This is a genomic window from Polynucleobacter sp. MWH-S4W17 (assembly GCF_018687535.1).
Taxonomy (GTDB): Bacteria; Pseudomonadota; Gammaproteobacteria; order Burkholderiales; family Burkholderiaceae; genus Polynucleobacter.
In genome coordinates this window covers 788,641-804,946 of sequence record NZ_CP061295.1, presented here as the reverse complement: position 1 = coordinate 804,946, position 16,306 = coordinate 788,641, and the positions used below count along the sequence as shown (strand labels likewise).

Annotated in this window: 19 protein-coding genes; 6 read left to right on the top strand and 13 right to left on the bottom strand. The window is 45.8% G+C overall.

Annotated features, from left to right (window positions below):
• Nucleotides 1–6: 6 nt before the first annotated feature.
• The 11 genes from leuB to C2755_RS04150 all read right to left on the bottom strand — a co-directional run bounded on the left by leuB (nt 7) and on the right by C2755_RS04150 (nt 9,272).
• Nucleotides 7–1,077, bottom strand: a complete 1,071-nt coding sequence (gene leuB, locus C2755_RS04200; protein ID WP_215321907.1) for a 3-isopropylmalate dehydrogenase — start codon at nt 1,075–1,077, stop codon at nt 7–9.
• Nucleotides 1,078–1,100: 23 nt separating this feature from the next.
• The gene (leuD, locus tag C2755_RS04195; RefSeq protein ID WP_215321906.1) at nt 1,101–1,748 is read right to left on the bottom strand and encodes a 3-isopropylmalate dehydratase small subunit; all 648 of its coding nucleotides are present in this window, start codon (nt 1,746–1,748) and stop codon (nt 1,101–1,103) included.
• A 23-nt stretch (nt 1,749–1,771) separates the two neighbouring features.
• On the bottom strand, nt 1,772–1,975 hold the full coding sequence (locus C2755_RS04190) for a hypothetical protein (protein ID WP_215321905.1): 204 nt from the start codon (nt 1,973–1,975) through the stop codon (nt 1,772–1,774).
• A gap of 12 nt (nt 1,976–1,987) precedes the next feature.
• Nucleotides 1,988–3,397 carry a 3-isopropylmalate dehydratase large subunit gene (gene leuC / locus C2755_RS04185; RefSeq protein WP_215321904.1) on the bottom strand — a complete coding sequence of 470 codons (1,410 nt, stop codon included), beginning with the start codon at nt 3,395–3,397 and terminating at the stop codon, nt 1,988–1,990.
• Between the two features lie 17 nt (nt 3,398–3,414).
• Nucleotides 3,415–4,728 carry a citrate synthase gene (gene gltA, locus C2755_RS04180; RefSeq protein ID WP_215321903.1) on the bottom strand — a complete coding sequence of 438 codons (1,314 nt, stop codon included), beginning with the start codon at nt 4,726–4,728 and terminating at the stop codon, nt 3,415–3,417.
• Nucleotides 4,729–4,810: 82 nt separating this feature from the next.
• Nucleotides 4,811–5,080 carry a succinate dehydrogenase assembly factor 2 gene (locus C2755_RS04175; protein WP_215321902.1) on the bottom strand — a complete coding sequence of 90 codons (270 nt, stop codon included), beginning with the start codon at nt 5,078–5,080 and terminating at the stop codon, nt 4,811–4,813.
• The gene (locus tag C2755_RS04170) at nt 5,077–5,781 is read right to left on the bottom strand and encodes a succinate dehydrogenase iron-sulfur subunit (RefSeq protein ID WP_072582239.1); all 705 of its coding nucleotides are present in this window, start codon (nt 5,779–5,781) and stop codon (nt 5,077–5,079) included. Before C2755_RS04170 ends, C2755_RS04175 begins: the two co-directional genes overlap by 4 nt.
• 16 nt (nt 5,782–5,797) lie before the next feature.
• Nucleotides 5,798–7,576, bottom strand: a complete 1,779-nt coding sequence (gene sdhA, locus C2755_RS04165) for a succinate dehydrogenase flavoprotein subunit (protein ID WP_215321901.1) — start codon at nt 7,574–7,576, stop codon at nt 5,798–5,800.
• Nucleotides 7,577–7,580: 4 nt separating this feature from the next.
• Nucleotides 7,581–7,946 (bottom strand): succinate dehydrogenase, hydrophobic membrane anchor protein, encoded by a 366-nt coding sequence (sdhD, locus tag C2755_RS04160; RefSeq protein ID WP_072582237.1) that lies wholly within the window; start codon nt 7,944–7,946, stop codon nt 7,581–7,583.
• A 24-nt stretch (nt 7,947–7,970) separates the two neighbouring features.
• Nucleotides 7,971–8,390, bottom strand: a complete 420-nt coding sequence (gene sdhC, locus C2755_RS04155) for a succinate dehydrogenase, cytochrome b556 subunit (RefSeq protein ID WP_215321900.1) — start codon at nt 8,388–8,390, stop codon at nt 7,971–7,973.
• A 144-nt stretch (nt 8,391–8,534) separates the two neighbouring features.
• The gene (locus C2755_RS04150) at nt 8,535–9,272 is read right to left on the bottom strand and encodes a GntR family transcriptional regulator (protein ID WP_215321899.1); all 738 of its coding nucleotides are present in this window, start codon (nt 9,270–9,272) and stop codon (nt 8,535–8,537) included.
• A 158-nt stretch (nt 9,273–9,430) separates the two neighbouring features.
• Between C2755_RS04150 and C2755_RS04145 the strand changes: the two genes are divergently transcribed.
• Both C2755_RS04145 and C2755_RS04140 read left to right on the top strand, forming a co-directional pair.
• Entirely contained in the window at nt 9,431–10,420 is a 990-nt protein-coding gene (locus C2755_RS04145) for a malate dehydrogenase (protein WP_215321898.1), read from the top strand.
• A 10-nt stretch (nt 10,421–10,430) separates the two neighbouring features.
• On the top strand, nt 10,431–10,805 hold the full coding sequence (locus tag C2755_RS04140; protein WP_215321897.1) for a hypothetical protein: 375 nt from the start codon (nt 10,431–10,433) through the stop codon (nt 10,803–10,805).
• Nucleotides 10,806–10,924: 119 nt separating this feature from the next.
• On the opposite strand, the gene C2755_RS04135 is transcribed toward C2755_RS04140, so the two are convergent.
• Entirely contained in the window at nt 10,925–12,136 is a 1,212-nt protein-coding gene (locus tag C2755_RS04135; RefSeq protein WP_215321896.1) for a DUF2863 family protein, read from the bottom strand.
• Nucleotides 12,136–12,912 (bottom strand): peroxide stress protein YaaA, encoded by a 777-nt coding sequence (yaaA, locus tag C2755_RS04130; RefSeq protein WP_215321895.1) that lies wholly within the window; start codon nt 12,910–12,912, stop codon nt 12,136–12,138. The genes C2755_RS04135 and yaaA overlap by 1 nt, the downstream gene beginning before the upstream one ends.
• Nucleotides 12,913–12,996: 84 nt before the next feature.
• Here yaaA and C2755_RS04125 point away from each other — a divergent pair, with 84 nt between their 5' ends.
• From C2755_RS04125 to C2755_RS04110, 4 genes are read left to right on the top strand one after another with little or no spacing between them, the layout of a single operon-like run.
• A complete protein-coding gene (locus C2755_RS04125; RefSeq protein ID WP_215321894.1) occupies nt 12,997–14,193 on the top strand; it encodes a pyridoxal phosphate-dependent aminotransferase in 1,197 nt (398 codons plus the stop codon).
• Nucleotides 14,194–14,201: 8 nt separating this feature from the next.
• A complete protein-coding gene (locus C2755_RS04120; RefSeq protein WP_215321893.1) occupies nt 14,202–14,933 on the top strand; it encodes a glutathione binding-like protein in 732 nt (243 codons plus the stop codon).
• Between the two features lies 1 nt (nt 14,934).
• The gene (locus C2755_RS04115; RefSeq protein WP_215321892.1) at nt 14,935–15,789 is read left to right on the top strand and encodes a 3-hydroxybutyryl-CoA dehydrogenase; all 855 of its coding nucleotides are present in this window, start codon (nt 14,935–14,937) and stop codon (nt 15,787–15,789) included.
• A 36-nt stretch (nt 15,790–15,825) separates the two neighbouring features.
• The gene (locus C2755_RS04110; RefSeq protein ID WP_251368539.1) at nt 15,826–16,305 is read left to right on the top strand and encodes a DUF3429 domain-containing protein; all 480 of its coding nucleotides are present in this window, start codon (nt 15,826–15,828) and stop codon (nt 16,303–16,305) included.
• The last annotated feature ends 1 nt before the right edge of the window (nt 16,306 follow it).

Here is a 16,306-nt window from a genome sequence, read left to right as displayed (position 1 = left end):
AATATCTTACGCAAGCGCTGCAACTACAGCATCGCCCATTTCAACCGTTGATACTTTTTTCGTGCCCTCGGTGTAAATATCGGCAGTACGCAATCCTTGTGCCAATACTTTCTGTACCGCACTTTCAATACGATCCGCTTCTGCAGGCATGCTTAATGAATAACGCAACATCATTGCAGCCGACAAAATAGTTGCCAATGGATTGGCGATGCCCTTACCAGCAATATCGGGTGCAGAACCATGACTTGGCTCGTATAAGCCCTTGTTGTTCTTATCCAGGGATGCAGATGGCAGCATACCAATGGAGCCAGTCAACATAGCAGCCTCATCAGACAAGATGTCACCAAACAGATTGCCGGTTACCACCACATCGAATGCTTTAGGTGCTTTAACCAACTGCATTGCAGCGTTATCCACATACATATGGGATAACTCAACATCCGGATAGTCTTTAGAAACCCGAATCATGACTTCACGCCAAAGCTGTGAAGTCTCCAAGACGTTTGCCTTGTCTACGCTGCACACTTTTTTACCGCGCTTGCGTGCTGCCTCAAAAGCAACATGTCCAATGCGCTCCACTTCAGGCTCGCTGTAATGCATAGTGTCAAAACCTTCACGAGCGCCCTTGAACAAAGGCAACTCTGAAGTGCGAATACCGCGTGGCTGACCAAAATAAATATCTCCATTAAGCTCACGCACAATCAAGATATCCAAGCCGCCAATGATTTCTGGCTTAAGGCTGGATGCAGCAGTGAGCTCTGGGTAACAAATGGCTGGTCTGAAATTAGCAAACAACTCGAGGTGTTTACGTAAACCCAAGATGGCTTGCTCCGGACGCAGTTCACGTGCAAGTGTGTCGTATTTCCAATCACCTACCGCACCAAACAAAATAGCATCCGCTTTTTTAGCGAGCTCTAGGGTGGCTGGTGGCAAAGGATGTCCAGCGATGTCATAAGCTGCTCCGCCTACGGGAGCTTCTTCTAAATCAAACTTTGGGCCAAGCGCTTGGAGCACTCGAACAGCTTGAGCAACGATTTCCGGGCCGATACCATCGCCCGGTAGAACTGCAATTTTCATGAAAGGCCTTTAAATCAACGAAATTACGGCAATTGTGTCGCAAGCCAAGGCATTTTTAGAATGCGCTCGGCTTCATAAGCCTTAATTTTATCTGCATGTTGCAGGGTTAGGCCAATATCGTCTAAGCCGTTAAGAAGGCAATACTTTCTAAATGGGGCCACTTCAAAGCTATAAGCAGTGCCATCAGGGGCAATAACCTGCTGTGCTGCTAGATCGACTGTTAATTGATAACCGTTAAACGCTTGTGTTTCGTTAAAAAGATGGTCAACCTGCATTTCAGTCAAAACAATTGGCAAAACACCGTTTTTGAAGCAGTTGTTGTAGAAAATATCTGCAAAACTAGGCGCAATCACCACTCTAAAACCAAATTGATCCAAGGCCCAGGGAGCATGCTCACGGGAACTGCCGCAGCCAAAGTTCTTACGAGCCAACAGAATGCCAGCGCCTTTGTAGCGTGGTTGATTGAGAACAAAATCAGGGTTGATGGGACGTGTGCTGCAATCTTGACCAGGCTCACCATGATCGAGATAGCGCCATTCATCAAACAGATTTTGACCGAACCCAGTCTTCTTGATTGATTTAAGAAACTGCTTCGGAATAATGGCATCGGTATCCACGTTCTCGCGATTAAGCGGAGCAACTAAACCTTTGTATACCGTAAATTTTTCCATGATTCGACTTTTACTCTAAATGTTTACTTCACAGGGGTAACAACAACATCCTTACCCTTGGTTTGAGATTGATTATTTTGCGCATTGCCAGATCCGCCCATGGAAGTTCCCATGTTCTGCAAGTCTTTACCAACACCTTCCATGGTGCTGCTACAGGCAGAAATAATAATTCCAGCGACGCCAATAATTGCTAGTCTAGAAATTAAAGAGGGTGAAGAAAATTTCATTGATCAGTTTCCTTATGAAATCTTACGTACGTCAACAAAGTGACCTTCGATCGCCGCAGCAGCAGCCATCGCAGGGCTAACCAAATGCGTGCGACCACCATTACCTTGACGACCCTCGAAGTTACGATTCGATGTTGAGGCGCAACGCTCTCCAGGCTCCAAGCGATCAGCATTCATGGCTAAGCACATAGAACAACCTGGCTCACGCCATTCAAAGCCAGCAGCCTTGAATATACGATCCAAACCCTCACGCTCTGCTTGTGCTTTTACCAAACCAGAACCAGGTACAACTAGTGCCAACTTCACATTAGCAGCTACTTTCTTACCTAGACGATCGACCACCTTAGCAGCAGCACGCATATCTTCAATGCGGCTATTAGTGCATGAGCCGATAAATACTTTATCTATAGAGATGCTGCTCAATGGTGTATTTGGTACAAGGTTCATATACTCCAAAGCACGCTCCATTGCTGAACGCTTATTTGGATCACGCTCTTTTTCTGGGTCAGGAACACGTTCACTAATCGCCAGCACCATTTCTGGTGAAGTTCCCCAGGTAACCTGTGGAGCGATTTCTTCTGCACGCAATTCAACTACGGCATCAAACTTTGCATCAGGATCTGAATGCAAGGTTCTCCAATATTGCAATGCCTGCAACATCGCTGGGCCCTTAGGCGCATATGGACGACCCTGAATATATTCAATGGTAGTTTCATCTACAGCAACTAAACCAGCGCGAGCGCCAGCTTCAATCGCCATATTGCAGATAGTCATACGACCTTCCATAGAAAGGTTGCGAATGGCTTCGCCAGCAAACTCTATGGTGTAACCTGTACCACCTGCAGTCCCAATCTTGCCAATCACCGCAAGAACGATGTCCTTAGCAGTGGAGCCTGGCTGTAGACGACCATCAACACGCACCAGCATGTTCTTGCTCTTCTTCATGAGCAAAGTTTGGGTTGCCAATACGTGCTCAACTTCGGAAGTGCCAATACCAAATGCCAAAGCACCAAAGGCGCCATGCGTACTGGTATGAGAGTCGCCGCAAACTACCGTCATGCCAGGCAAAGTTGCACCCTGCTCTGGTCCAATGACATGAACAATCCCCTGGCGGGTGTCGTTCATCTTGTATTGGGTAATCCCAAAGGCATCGCAGTTTTGATCCAAAGTATCTACTTGCAACTTGGAGATCGGATCAGCAATTCCTTCGGTGCGATCAGTCGTTGGTACGTTGTGATCAGAAACTGCCAAGTTGGCGGAGATACGCCAAACTGGACGGCCAGCCAGATTCAAGCCTTCAAATGCCTGAGGACTGGTTACCTCATGCAGCAATTGACGATCAATATAAATCGTGGCTGTGCCATCTTCTTCAGAGTAAACAACGTGGTCATCCCACAATTTGTCATAAAGCGTACGAGACATGAGAGACCTTAAATACCTTATTTACGAACTGAGATGTTCGGAACCTTACGCGTTGTTTCGCCAACGTATAACTGACGTGGACGACCAATTTTGTATTCAGGATCAGTAATCATTTCTTCCCACTGAGCAATCCAACCTACTGTTCTTGCCAAGGCAAAAATGCAGGTGAACATTTCTGTTGGGATACCTAAAGCACGTTGCACGATGCCTGAGTAGAAGTCTACGTTTGGATAGAGCTTACGGCTCACAAAATAGTCATCCTCCAAAGCAATCTTCTCAAGAGTCATTGCCAGCTTAAACAATGGATCATCTTGGAGACCAAGTTCATTCAATACTTCGTAGCAAGTTTCACGCATCAACTTTGCACGTGGGTCAAAGTTTTTATAAACGCGGTGTCCAAAGCCCATCAGACGAACGCTTGAGTTCTTATCTTTTACTTGAGCGATAAATTCATGAATCTTATCTACGCCACCATTCGCTTGAATCTCGTTCAACATCTGCAAGCAAGCTTCGTTTGCACCACCGTGAGCCGGGCCCCAGAGGCAAGCAATACCAGCAGAGATCGCTGCAAAAGGATTGGTACCTGATGAACCACACAGACGCACAGTTGAAGTGGAGGCATTTTGCTCATGGTCAGCATGCAATGTGAAGATGCGATCCAAAGCGCGAACCAATACCGGGTTTACTTTGTACTCTTCACATGGCGTTGCAAACATCATGCGCATAAAATTAGCGGTGTATGACAAAGAGTTATCTGGATAGATAAATGGTTGACCTACAGAATATTTATAAGCCATCGCAACCAAAGTTGGCATCTTCGCAATCAAACGAATTTGCGCCACTTCGCGGGCTTTAGGCTGGCTATAGTCAATCGCATCATGGTAGAAGGCAGCCATTGCGCCAACCAAGCCAGTCAACACCGACATTGGATGCGCATCGCGACGGAAACCGCGCAAGAAGAATTGCATTTGCTCATGAACCATCGTGTGGTGCATGACCATTTCTTCAAAGTCTTTTTTCTCAGCGGCATTTGGTAAGTCGCCATTTATCAAAAGGTAGCAAACTTCCAAGAAGTCGCAGTTATTAGCTAAATCTTCAATTGGGTAGCCGCGATAGAGCAACTCACCCTTATCGCCATCGATGTAGGTAATTTTGCTATTACATGACGCAGTAGATAAGAAACCTGAGTCGTAAGTGAACTTACCAGTCTGACCATAGAGCTTACGAATGTCGATTACATCAGGACCCACTGTCCCCTTATAAATTGGCAGATCAATATCTGGTGTTCCATCCGAAAACGAGAGTTTTGCTTTGATGTCCGATTCAATCATTTCTAATCCTTAGTCATTCAAAAATATGATTAATACACTATTCGCTCATGCGCCTATACAACTACTGCACCAAAATACTGAATTACTTCTCTCTCAGCCTTTGTAAAACCATCCTAAAAGAGTCTGTTTGCATCTCTTTCTCCAGGCTGGCTACAGAATCTTTGCGACCTATCAATAAATCCATTAAGTCGTTGTCATCTAAAGCTAATAACTGGCTTAATACCTTTCCATCTTCTACGCTTAATTGAGTACCGTAACGCTCAAAGAAACGCTGCAGAATTAAATCGTTCTCTAGCAAGCCCCTACGAGCATCACTCTTTAAACGATATAACTCTGCATTGCCGAGGGTCATACTGCCCTACGAACCATCAACTCCTTGATCTTGCCAATTGCCTTCGTTGGGTTCAAGTGCTTAGGACATACGTCTACGCAATTCATGATGGTGTGGCAACGGAACAGGCGGTATGGGTCTTCCAAATTATCCAAACGCTGATTGGTATCTTCATCACGGCTATCAGCTATAAAGCGATAAGCCTGCAGTAAACCAGCTGGGCCAACGAACTTGTCTGGATTCCACCAGAAAGATGGGCATGAAGTTGAGCATGACGCACACAAGATGCACTCATATAAACCGTTCAACTCTTCACGCTCTTCTGGGCTCTGGAGACGCTCTTTTTCAGGAGGTGGATTGTCATTTACCAAGTAAGGCTTGATTGACAAATACTGTTTGAAGAACAAAGTCATGTCGACGATCAAGTCGCGCACTACTGGCAAGCCAGGCAATGGGCGCAACGTGATGACCTTAGGTAAAGTCAACATATTGGTCAAACAAGCCAAACCATTTTTACCGTTAATGTTCATAGCATCTGAACCGCACACCCCTTCACGGCATGAGCGACGATAAGAAATAGACTCATCTTGCTTCTTCAAAGAAATCAAGGCATCTAACAACATACGCTCACCAGTGAGTTCCAACTCATAACGTTGCATGCGTGGAGCAGCATCAACATCTGGATCGTAGCGGTAAATTTCGAATATACGGATATCACTCATCTTCTATCTCTTTTGCTTAGAAAGTACGTTCTTTAGGAGGGAAGGACTCAACAGTGAGAGGCTTCAAGACAACTGGCTTGTAAGAAAGTTTATTTGCCTCGCTGTACCAAAGGGTGTGCTTCATCCAATTCTCATCATCGCGCTCTTGATGGTCATCATGCGAATGCGCACCACGACTCTCTTTACGAGCTGCAGCAGAAATCATAGTTGCATTTGCAGTCTCAACTAAGTTGGCCACTTCCAAAGCCTCAATACGTGCTGTATTGAAAATCTCGGATTTGTCTTTAACCCATAAGTGCTTAGCGCGCTCTGTCAATTTAGCCATTTGACGAACACCTTCATCCATCAACTCTTGATTACGGAACACGCCAGCATATTTCTGCATGCACTTACGAATATCGTTTGCAACGTCTTGCGCGTACTCGCCTGAAGTGGAGTTATCCAACTTCGCAATACGCTCCAATGTTTGCTCACCAGCATTCGCAGGCAACGGCTTGAACTCGCGATTTTTCAGATCTAGGCCAACAATGTGGTTGCCGGCTGCACGACCGAATACCAAGAGGTCAAGCAATGAGTTAGTGCCTAAGCGGTTCGCACCGTGAACGGATACACATGAACACTCACCAATTGCATACAAACCATTGACGATTTCATTGTGAATGCCGTTAGCCGGCACAACCACTTGACCATTGATGTTAGTAGGAATGCCGCCCATCTGATAATGAATCGTAGGTACTACTGGAATTGGTTCTTTAGTGACATCCACGTTCGCAAAGTTAATACCAATCTCATATACAGAAGGCAAACGCTTCATGATGGTCTCAGCACCAATGTGCGTCAGATCGAGCACAACATAGTCACCGTTAGGACCGCAACCGCGCCCTTCTTTGATTTCTTGGTCCATACAGCGGGATACGAAATCGCGTGGAGCTAAATCTTTATAGGTTGGCGCATAACGTTCCATGAAACGCTCGCCATCTTTATTACGCAAAATACCGCCTTCACCGCGGCAACCTTCTGTCAACAACACACCTGCACCAGCTACGCCAGTTGGGTGGAATTGCCAGAATTCCATATCTTCCAATGGAATACCTGCGCGAGCGGCAAGGCCCATACCGTCGCCGGTATTAATAAACGCGTTTGTCGATGCATCCCAAATACGTCCTGCACCACCGGTTGCCAACATCACAATCTTGGCTTCCAAAATATAGACCTGGCCCGTTTCCATTTCGAGTGCAGTAACGCCAACAACATCACCTGCATCATCACGAATTAAATCGAGCGCCAACCACTCTACAAAGAAGTTTGTTTTAGCGCGCACGTTACGTTGATACAAGGTATGCAGCATGGCATGCCCAGTGCGGTCAGCAGCAGCACAAGCACGTTGCACAGGCTTCTCGCCATAGTTTGCTGTGTGGCCACCGAATGGACGCTGATAAATCGTGCCATCTGGATTACGGTCAAACGGCATACCAAAGTGCTCTAACTCGTAAACCACTTTAGGAGCTTCGCGACACATGAACTCGATCACGTCTTGGTCACCTAACCAGTCAGATCCTTTGATGGTGTCGTAGAAGTGATAGTGCCAATTATCTTCACTCATATTGCCTAATGAAGCACCGATACCACCTTGTGCAGCAACAGTATGTGAACGTGTTGGGAATACCTTAGTAAGTACTGCAACATTCAAGCCGGCTTCAGCCAACTGCAATGATGCGCGCATTCCAGAACCACCTGCCCCAATAATCACCGCATCAAAACGGCGGCGTGGCAATGATTTTTTAATTGCAGTCATCGAATTACACTTTCCACAAAATTTGCACGGCATAGGCCGCACAGGCTACGAGATACAGAACAGTTAACACTTGAAGTGTTAAACGAATGCTGACGGGCTTGATGTAATCCATCCAGATATCGCGGATACCAATCCAAGCGTGGTAGAACAAGCTGATAAATGCTAAGAGCGTCAATAACTTCATGAATTGGTTGCTAAATAAAGCAGACCAACCTTCATAAGTAGCGCTGCCAGTGATGCAATAGTCCACTAACAAAACAATCGTAAATACCACCATCACTATCGCAGTAACGCGCTGGATGATCCATTCTTTAAGGCCGTAGTGCGCACCTACAACTAAGCGCTTTGGTCCAATTTGATAAATAGGCATGAAATTTCCTTAAATGATGTGCGCTTAGTACACGCCGAATAATTTGAGACCCACTACAGCAGTCAAAGCCAAGCCGAGGAACAAAACAAAAATGGCCGAACGATTTGCTTCAGACTTCTCAACGCCGATTTCTAAGTCAAGTAAGAGATAGCGAATACCAGCACAGAAGTGGTGCAAGAAAGACCAAATCAAGCCAAGGCAAATAATCTTGACCAAAATGTTGCCGGTGAAAGCTTGGAATTTTTGATAACTCAACTCAGAAGCGAGGCTCTGGTCGAAGAGATACAAAATAAATGGCAACAAGAGGAACATCGCTGCCCCGCTAATGCGATGAAGAATTGACACTTTACCGGCCCAAGGAAGGCGGTATTTAATCAACTGGGCAAGACCAATATTTCGGTAAACCGGTCTATCTTTTTTTACATTTTGCTGTGAATCAACCATGGGTAATCTCTATCTTTAGGTGGAGGTTCATTGTGGTTTTGTTGTATCGCAACATATTCTATTGGAAACCTTAGGGCTGGTGGGGATTTTTACGGGTTTATAGGGGTTTAATAGGGGTTTTAACGGATATGTTCATCAACGCGCTTAGTTCAATTTGTTTTCGTAATGCTGCTTTGAAGTGTCGTATCTAGCGTGACGAATTTCTACTGGTTTATTCCCGTAGGTGAAAGCCACCCGTTCTACAGAAAGGAGTGGCGCACCCTCTTCCAGATGCAGATGTTTTGCCAGCATTTCATCAGCAGCTACAGCCTTAATTTTTTCTTCTGCACGCACCATATGGGTGGCGTAATGCCCCTCATAAAATGCGTAGACGGGACCATGCCAAGCATTAAGCACTTCAAGGTCCAGACCCTTAAAACGGGCTCCAGGCAGAAAAATCTCTTCAAAAACAATAGGTTTGCCTGCAAAGCTCTGAACCCGATCAATATGAATAATGGGGTCCCCTGCCTTTAATTTGAGCAAATTAGCCACATAAGTCGTAGCCTCGACCTTTTCACAGGTCAAAAACTGGTTGGTCAGGTGAAATTTCTCACCAGAATCCGGGGCTAAACGTAAAAAACGGTACTGCCAATCATCCTCTTGATGGGTCGCGACAAAGGTGCCCTTACCCTGCCGTCGAACTAATAGATTTTGGGCCGCAAGCTCGTCAATAGCCTTGCGAACGGTACCCTGACTGACGGCATAACGGGCTGCAAGCTCCATCTCACTGGGAATGGCCATTCCTGGCAGCCATTCCGAGGCTTGCAAACTAGCCAAAATCATCGCCTTGATCTGTTCGTACAGAGGGCTAAATGAGGCAACAGGCAAATTTACATCAGACAAATTAACTCCAGGCCGTGTCAATTGGATAAAATTCAAAGTAATTCTAGTCTTATATAAGACATCATTGACAGTGTAAAGCTAAAGTCCCTACACTTGAATGGATAATAGAAAAGTTTTCATTAATTAACCCTCTTAACCAACTTCTGGAGTTCTCAGTAATGGCAAAAGCCCCAATGCGTGTCGCTGTAACCGGTGCAGCCGGTCAAATCGGATATTCCCTTCTATTCCGCATCGCCAATGGCGACCTGCTGGGCAAAGATCAGCCCGTCATCCTGCAATTGCTTGAGATTCCTGATGAAAAAGCTCAAAAAGCCTTAACTGGCGTGATGATGGAGTTAGAAGACTGTGCATTCCCGCTATTGGCAGGCATGACAGCCCACTCTGACCCAATGACTGCCTTTAAAGATATCGACGTTGCTCTTTTGGTTGGCGCACGCCCACGTGGCCCTGGCATGGAGCGTAAAGACTTGCTCTCCGCTAATGCACAAATTTTCACAGCTCAAGGCAAAGCATTAAATGCAGTTGCTAAGAAGACTGTAAAAGTGTTGGTTGTTGGTAACCCAGCAAATACCAATGCGTACATCGCCATGAAATCTGCTCCAGATATTCCTGCCAAGAATTTCACAGCCATGTTGCGCTTGGATCACAACCGTGCCCTCTCACAATTGGCTAGCAAGTTGAACAAGCCAGTAGCTGATATTGAGAAATTAGTTGTATGGGGCAACCACAGCCCAACAATGTATCCAGACTATCGCTTTGCAACGATCGATGGCAAGTCAGTCAAAGACTCTATCAACGATGCAGCTTGGAACAAAGATGTATTTATTCCTACGGTTGGTAAGCGTGGCGCAGCCATCATTGAAGCGCGTGGCCTGTCTTCTGCAGCTTCTGCAGCCAATGCGGCGATTGATCACATTCATGATTGGGTTCTCGGTACTAACGGTAAGTGGGTAACGATGGGTATTCCTTCTAAAGGCGAATACGACATTCCTGCTGAAGTGATTTATGGCTTCCCAGTGGTTTGCGAAAACGGCGAATACAAAATGATCGAAGGTTTAGAGATCGATGCATTCTCCCGTGAGCGCATGACCCACACCTTGAATGAGTTACTCGAAGAGCAGGCTGGCGTTAAGCACTTGCTCTCATAAGGAAAACTAGATGAAGAAAAACCTTCTCGCAATTAGCCTTGTGCTTGCTAGCGCTTTAGGCGCTGCAAATGCATTTGCTGATGAAGAAGTATTTACTTGGACCTGTCAAGAAAGCAAGCAATTCAAAACTACTGGCTCAACTGAAAAGATCCGCTTAACTTGGGAATCCAAAACGTATGATTTGGATCGCCAAACTTCATTGCCGGGCAGCCTGCGTTACAAAAATACCAATTCAGGTTACGACCTAGTGGTATTGGGGAACAAAGCAATGCTATTTAACATTAAAGCGGGTGTACGTCTTGCCGATTTCTGCCAAACAGCAGATATGAGATCTGGTAAGTTGCCACACTTGTTTGCTGGCGCAGAACCTTTTGTGCAGAATTAATTTCTCGCACTGCATCAAATAAAAAAGCCGAGATTTCTCGGCTTTTTTATTGCTTAGTGTTTCTATTATTTCATTGATATATTTTTCTTTTGCTTCTTTGTTTTGCCTCTTTGTTTAATCTAGTGAAACAAAGGTTGCTGTGATGGTGCATCGTCTGGCATTTCAGCATGTACTGCTTCGCCTGAGCGATCTGGGAATAAAGGTGCTCCACAGTCATCACAGAGTTCTGGATCGAATAGCATTGCATGTCGGAATACATCCTCCACTCCTGCATCATGCAAGGCATCACAAATCTTTTTAATGGGACTCTCATCATCTGACAGGTCGTTTAAGGCGTCGCTTGCCACGCTTTCTCTGTCATACAGAGGCCAGATCACTCCATACATTACTTCGGATGAACCTTTTACACTGAACGATATTCGATACTCATCCGCCTGCTCTTCTCCAAAGGCGCCGACCACACACGATAAGCCAGTAGGCAATATCCCGAGAGTGCTCTCTAAGAAATTGACTGCTGCACGAATACTCAAAGGTCGCACGTGCTTATCAGCCAAACGGCAGTTTGTGAAATAAGCCTCCGGTAAGAGCAGCTCAAATTCACAACCAGGGAGTAGAGATGCTATCGGCTCCTGCATAGCAGTTTGCCAACCAATCAAACTCACGCCACGCTCTTGGCGAGCCGGTGGTTCTGCCTGCCAGCGGAAAATGGGAGAGCCGCTCGGCGCACTTAAGGCGGCAATAATAAAGCGTGGATCCGCTAATACGGCAATCGTTTCCGACATGTTACGCAACTCAAGCTTGACATCTTTTCCGGAGATTGCCGCGGTTGCCAATGCTTCTGTCAGCACGCGCGTTTGACAATGGGAATGCGGCATTTGATCAATGCTGTAAAGCCAAGGAACAATAGCAATGCGCGTGTCAGTTGAGGCAATAGCGCTATGTAGGGCCTGAGCAGTTGACTCAATAATATTGACAGGTAATGGCCCGGATGGAATCTGATAACGAGTATGCGCAACGATAGGCATTGCTAGTAACAATACATCCCACTCCTGCCCTTCATGCTCAACCCTCAATGACTCAGCCAAGGTTTCTGCAATGTCGGCAAGTACTTCAAAGGCTACTGTATTGATACGGAAGGTTTGATCTAGGGCGGCATCAATCACGTTTTGATTTTGACTTTTGAGCAAGCGCATTAAGCGTACGTTCAGGCGCTCTTCCCAGAAGCGATCCTCGATTTGACTGCCAGATGCGGCCAAAGAAATAGCGTCAGCCACCATCTTCTCCACTTCTGGAGAATTCCGTTGCGATGCTTTAGTGCGATGCACGGCCATTATTTTCTTTCTGCCCTTCTAAATACAGGCTTATCTACTTTTGATTCAGCGGCATAGTACTTGTAGCCATCCAAATTAAAGCCCTTTAAATCAGCGGGATCAGTAATGCGATTCTCAACCACATAGCGAGCCATCAAGCCTCGAGCTCGCTTGGCATAAAAAGAAATGATCTTGTACTTACCATCCTTGGCGTCCTGAAATACCGGGGAAATGACCTGGCAATCCAATTCTTTAGGTTGGAGTACCTTGAAATACTCCTCTGAAGCCAGGTTCAGTAGTACTGGCTTCTTTTGCTTTTCTAAAACCTTTTTGATGGAATCGGTTACGCGACTCCCCCAGAATGCATAAAGATCCTTACCTCTGGCGTTTTTGAATGAGGTGCCCATTTCTAAGCGATAAGGCTGCATCAAATCCAGAGGCTTCAGCGCGCCATAAAGGCCGGACAAAATTCGGATGTGATCTTGGGCAAACTCTACCGCTTTGGCATTCAGCGTTTTAACGTCAAAACCATCATAGACATCCCCAGCAAAGGCATAAATCGCCGGCTTACTATTTTCTTCTGTGAATTTTTTAGACCAATCCCGGTAGCGACCAACGTTCAAAATAGCCAACTGATCGGATAAACCCATCAATTTGGCAATGTCTTGCGGTGCTAGTTTCTTGAGATCAGCAATAAGCTTGGCTGATTCCGAGACAAACTCGGGCAAAGTGGGTGACTTGACCTTGGCGGGGGTCTTGTAATCCAAGGATTTAGCAGGTGAAAGAACGATCAGCATGGCACAATTTGTTTATGTATTTTTACCATTCTAGCGACTACCGAATATATCCGCTGTAAAAGGCCGATCATTACCCCTGCCCTCATGAACTCGCTAGAGACACCCTCTTTTCTAAGTCGCCTACCAAAAGTTGGAACCACCATCTTTACGGTGATGTCCTCCCTGGCCGCAGAGCATCAGGCGATTAATCTTGGGCAAGGCTTTCCGGACTTTCCATGCGACAGAAAACTGATTGCTGATGTGAATGCCGCCATGTTGGCAGATCACAATCAATACCCCCCTATGGCTGGAGTTGCAGAACTTCGTCATGGCATTAGCCATAAGATCAGCCGTTTATATAGTCACCACTACGACGCTGATACTGAAATCACAATTACCGCAGGTGGCACACAGGCCATATTTACAGCCGTACTCTCTTGCGTTGGTCCTGGCGATGAAGTCATCATCATTGAACCCGCCTTTGACTGCTACCGACCTGCAATAGATTTAGCTGGGGGCAAAACGATTGCCATTTCATTGCAGGTCGTACGTGATGAATCAGGACAAGTGGCTTCGTATCAAATTCCGTGGGATGTATTGGCAAATGCTATTAATCCTAAAACGCGACTCATTCTGATTAACACTCCACATAATCCAACTGGCATGGTGTGGGATAAATCAGATCTTGATCACCTAGCAGCCTTAGTTCGCGATACTTCCGCCTTGATTCTGAGTGACGAAGTCTATGAGCATATGGTCTATGACGGCGCCAAGCACCACAGCATCTCCTCTCATCCAGAGTTAGCAGCTAGGAGCTTTCTAGTTTCTAGCTTTGGCAAGACCTATCACGTCACTGGTTGGAAAGTGGGTTATGTAGCTGCGCCATCTGCGCTGACAAAAGAATTTCGCAAGGTACATCAGTTCAATGTATTTGCCGTCAATACCCCCATGCAATATGGCTTAGCTACTTATCTTACAGATGAAAACCATTATTTAAATCTTCCGGCCTTTTATCAAGCTAAGCGAGATTTTTTTAGGACTGGCTTAAGTAAAACCAAATTTACATTGCTTCCTAGCCCCGGTAGTTATTTTCAATGCGCTGATTACTCGGCACTAGGAATCCCCCAGGCCAAATTGAATGAGGCTGATTTTTGCAAATGGCTTACTAGTAAAGTTGGGGTAGCTGCTATTCCAGTTTCTGCTTTTTATGATCAACCGACCGAGTCTGGCGTCATTCGTTTTTGTTTTGCAAAGCAAGAGCAAACTCTCGCCAATGCGTTACAACGCTTACAAAATTTATAGAGGAAAAAATGGCAACCCCAAAATCAAATAACGTAATTGACGTTTATAGCTGGCCAACCCCAAATGGCCATAAGGTGCACATCATGCTCGAAGAATGCGGCTACCGCCTAGGTCGCGACTGGATTGCCCATCCGATTGATATTGGTGCCGGCGATCAATTTGCGCCTGAGTTCCTCAAGATCAGCCCTAACAACAAGATTCCAGCAATCGTTGACCCTAATGGTCCAGACGGCAAACCCATCAACGTATTTGAGTCTGGCGCCATTCTTCTCTATTTAGCCGGTAAGACTGGCAAGTACTTACCCCAAAGCACCCGCGGTAAGTACAAGGTGCTGCAATGGCTGATGTTCCAAATGGGTGGTCTTGGCCCCATGCTTGGGCAAAACCACCACTTCAGGCTCTACGCACCTGAGAAAATTGAATATGCCATTAATCGTTACACCAATGAAGCCAAGCGCATCTATGGAGTATTGGATGGTCAACTGAAAGATAATCCCTATATTGCAGGCAAAACTTATTCCATTGCTGATATTGCGATTTATCCATGGACTCGTAATTGGAAAAATCAAGGCATTGAAATCAATGATTACCCGCATTTTAAAAAATGGTTTGAAAAGATTGGGGCACGACCAGCAGTGATGCGTGGCTGCCAAGTATTAACTGCATTGCGGAAACCCTTGCATGACGACAAGGCTAGAGAGACGTTATTTGGTTCTACCCAATATCAAAAGAGGAAATAAGATGAGCATTCAATCAGTAGGCGTCATTGGTGCGGGCACTATGGGCAATGGGATTGCACAAGTGTGTGCGGTTGCGGGCCTTGATGTCGTGATGGTTGATATTAATGAGGCAGCAGTGCAACGTGGACTTGAGCAAATTAGCAAGAGCTTGGATCGACTCGTTAAAAAAGAAACGCTTACCGTTGACGCAAAAGCAGCTGCACTCAAGCGCATCAAAGGCAGTACTTCGTATACTGACCTCAAAGGTTTGGGTTTAGTTATTGAAGCTGCAACCGAAAACCAAGCAATTAAAGAAAAGATTCTTAAGCAGGTAGATGAGATTGTGAGCAAAGACACCATCATTGCCACTAATACCTCCTCGCTATCTATTACTAAACTTGCAGCCCTTGACTCCAACCCTGCGCGCTTTATTGGCATGCACTTCTTCAACCCCCCGCCCCTGATGGCCCTGGTGGAAGTGATTCGCGGCTTGCAAACTAGTGATGCTACTCATGCCGCCATTATTGACATGGCTCAGCGCGTTGGCAAAGAGCCTATTACTGTTAAAAACTCCCCTGGCTTTGTAGTGAATCGCATTTTGCTACCAATGATCAATGAAGCCTTCTTTGTTTTATCGGAAGGTCTTGCTAGCCCAGAAGATATTGATGCAGGAATGAAGTTGGGTTGCAATCAACCGATTGGACCGCTAGCCTTAGCAGACCTCATTGGTCTTGATACTTGCTTGGCAGTGATGGAAGTCTATTTTGAAAACTTCAGCGACTCTAAATACCGCCCTTGCCCACTGCTTCGTGAAATGGTTGCTGCTGGATACCTCGGTCGCAAAACAGGTCGCGGTGTATACACCTACGATAAATAATTTCACTTACAACTCCTTAACCTAGATACCTCCATCGTGAACCCCATCCCACCCTTAGTTCGAAAACTTGGCTATGCCGGTCTTATTCCATTTATTGGGCTAGCTCTCATGGTGCAATTAGCGCCAACACCCGTGAATTATTTAAGCGCCGAGTCTTTAGCGGGTTATGGGGCTGTGATTACTTCGTTTATGGGAGCTTTGCATTGGGGTGCCAATTTACATCTTCTGGGAAAAGCACCTGCCGGTGACCGCTGGGAAGACCGAAATGCATGGATCTGGGGCGTTATCCCCGCTTTGGTTGCTTGGTTAGCGCTTCATATTTATATTCCAGTAGGCCTACTTATTTTGGCTTCTACTCTGATCATTCAGCGCAATATTGATCAAAATACCTATCAATATTATTTTGCCGATGAAGCTACCCGCTCTGCATTTATAACAATGCGCAATCGCTTGACCTATGTTGCAGCAGCCTGTCTAACCTGGGCATCCTTAGTTATTCTCTTTATTCAAGCATGAT

Bases quoted from the DNA above. Each gene is read 5' to 3' on its own strand.
- gltA (WP_215321903.1), bottom strand. From the start codon at position 4,728: ATGATTGAATCGGACATCAAAGCAAAACTCTCGTTTTCGGATGGAACA.
- yaaA (WP_215321895.1), bottom strand. From the start codon at position 12,912: ATGCTGATCGTTCTTTCACCTGCTAAATCCTTGGATTACAAGACCCCC.
- leuB (WP_215321907.1), bottom strand. From the start codon at position 1,077: ATGAAAATTGCAGTTCTACCGGGCGATGGTATCGGCCCGGAAATCGTT.
- sdhA (WP_215321901.1), bottom strand. From the start codon at position 7,576: ATGACTGCAATTAAAAAATCATTGCCACGCCGCCGTTTTGATGCGGTG.
- C2755_RS04115 (WP_215321892.1), top strand. From the start codon at position 14,935: ATGAGCATTCAATCAGTAGGCGTCATTGGTGCGGGCACTATGGGCAAT.
- C2755_RS04190 (WP_215321905.1), bottom strand. From the start codon at position 1,975: ATGAAATTTTCTTCACCCTCTTTAATTTCTAGACTAGCAATTATTGGC.
- leuC (WP_215321904.1), bottom strand. From the start codon at position 3,397: ATGTCTCGTACGCTTTATGACAAATTGTGGGATGACCACGTTGTTTAC.
- C2755_RS04135 (WP_215321896.1), bottom strand. From the start codon at position 12,136: ATGGCCGTGCATCGCACTAAAGCATCGCAACGGAATTCTCCAGAAGTG.
- C2755_RS04170 (WP_072582239.1), bottom strand. From the start codon at position 5,781: ATGAGTGATATCCGTATATTCGAAATTTACCGCTACGATCCAGATGTT.
- C2755_RS04125 (WP_215321894.1), top strand. From the start codon at position 12,997: ATGAACTCGCTAGAGACACCCTCTTTTCTAAGTCGCCTACCAAAAGTT.
- sdhD (WP_072582237.1), bottom strand. From the start codon at position 7,946: ATGCCTATTTATCAAATTGGACCAAAGCGCTTAGTTGTAGGTGCGCAC.
- C2755_RS04175 (WP_215321902.1), bottom strand. From the start codon at position 5,080: ATGACCCTCGGCAATGCAGAGTTATATCGTTTAAAGAGTGATGCTCGT.
- C2755_RS04145 (WP_215321898.1), top strand. From the start codon at position 9,431: ATGGCAAAAGCCCCAATGCGTGTCGCTGTAACCGGTGCAGCCGGTCAA.
- leuD (WP_215321906.1), bottom strand. From the start codon at position 1,748: ATGGAAAAATTTACGGTATACAAAGGTTTAGTTGCTCCGCTTAATCGC.
- C2755_RS04140 (WP_215321897.1), top strand. From the start codon at position 10,431: ATGAAGAAAAACCTTCTCGCAATTAGCCTTGTGCTTGCTAGCGCTTTA.
- C2755_RS04120 (WP_215321893.1), top strand. From the start codon at position 14,202: ATGGCAACCCCAAAATCAAATAACGTAATTGACGTTTATAGCTGGCCA.
- sdhC (WP_215321900.1), bottom strand. From the start codon at position 8,390: ATGGTTGATTCACAGCAAAATGTAAAAAAAGATAGACCGGTTTACCGA.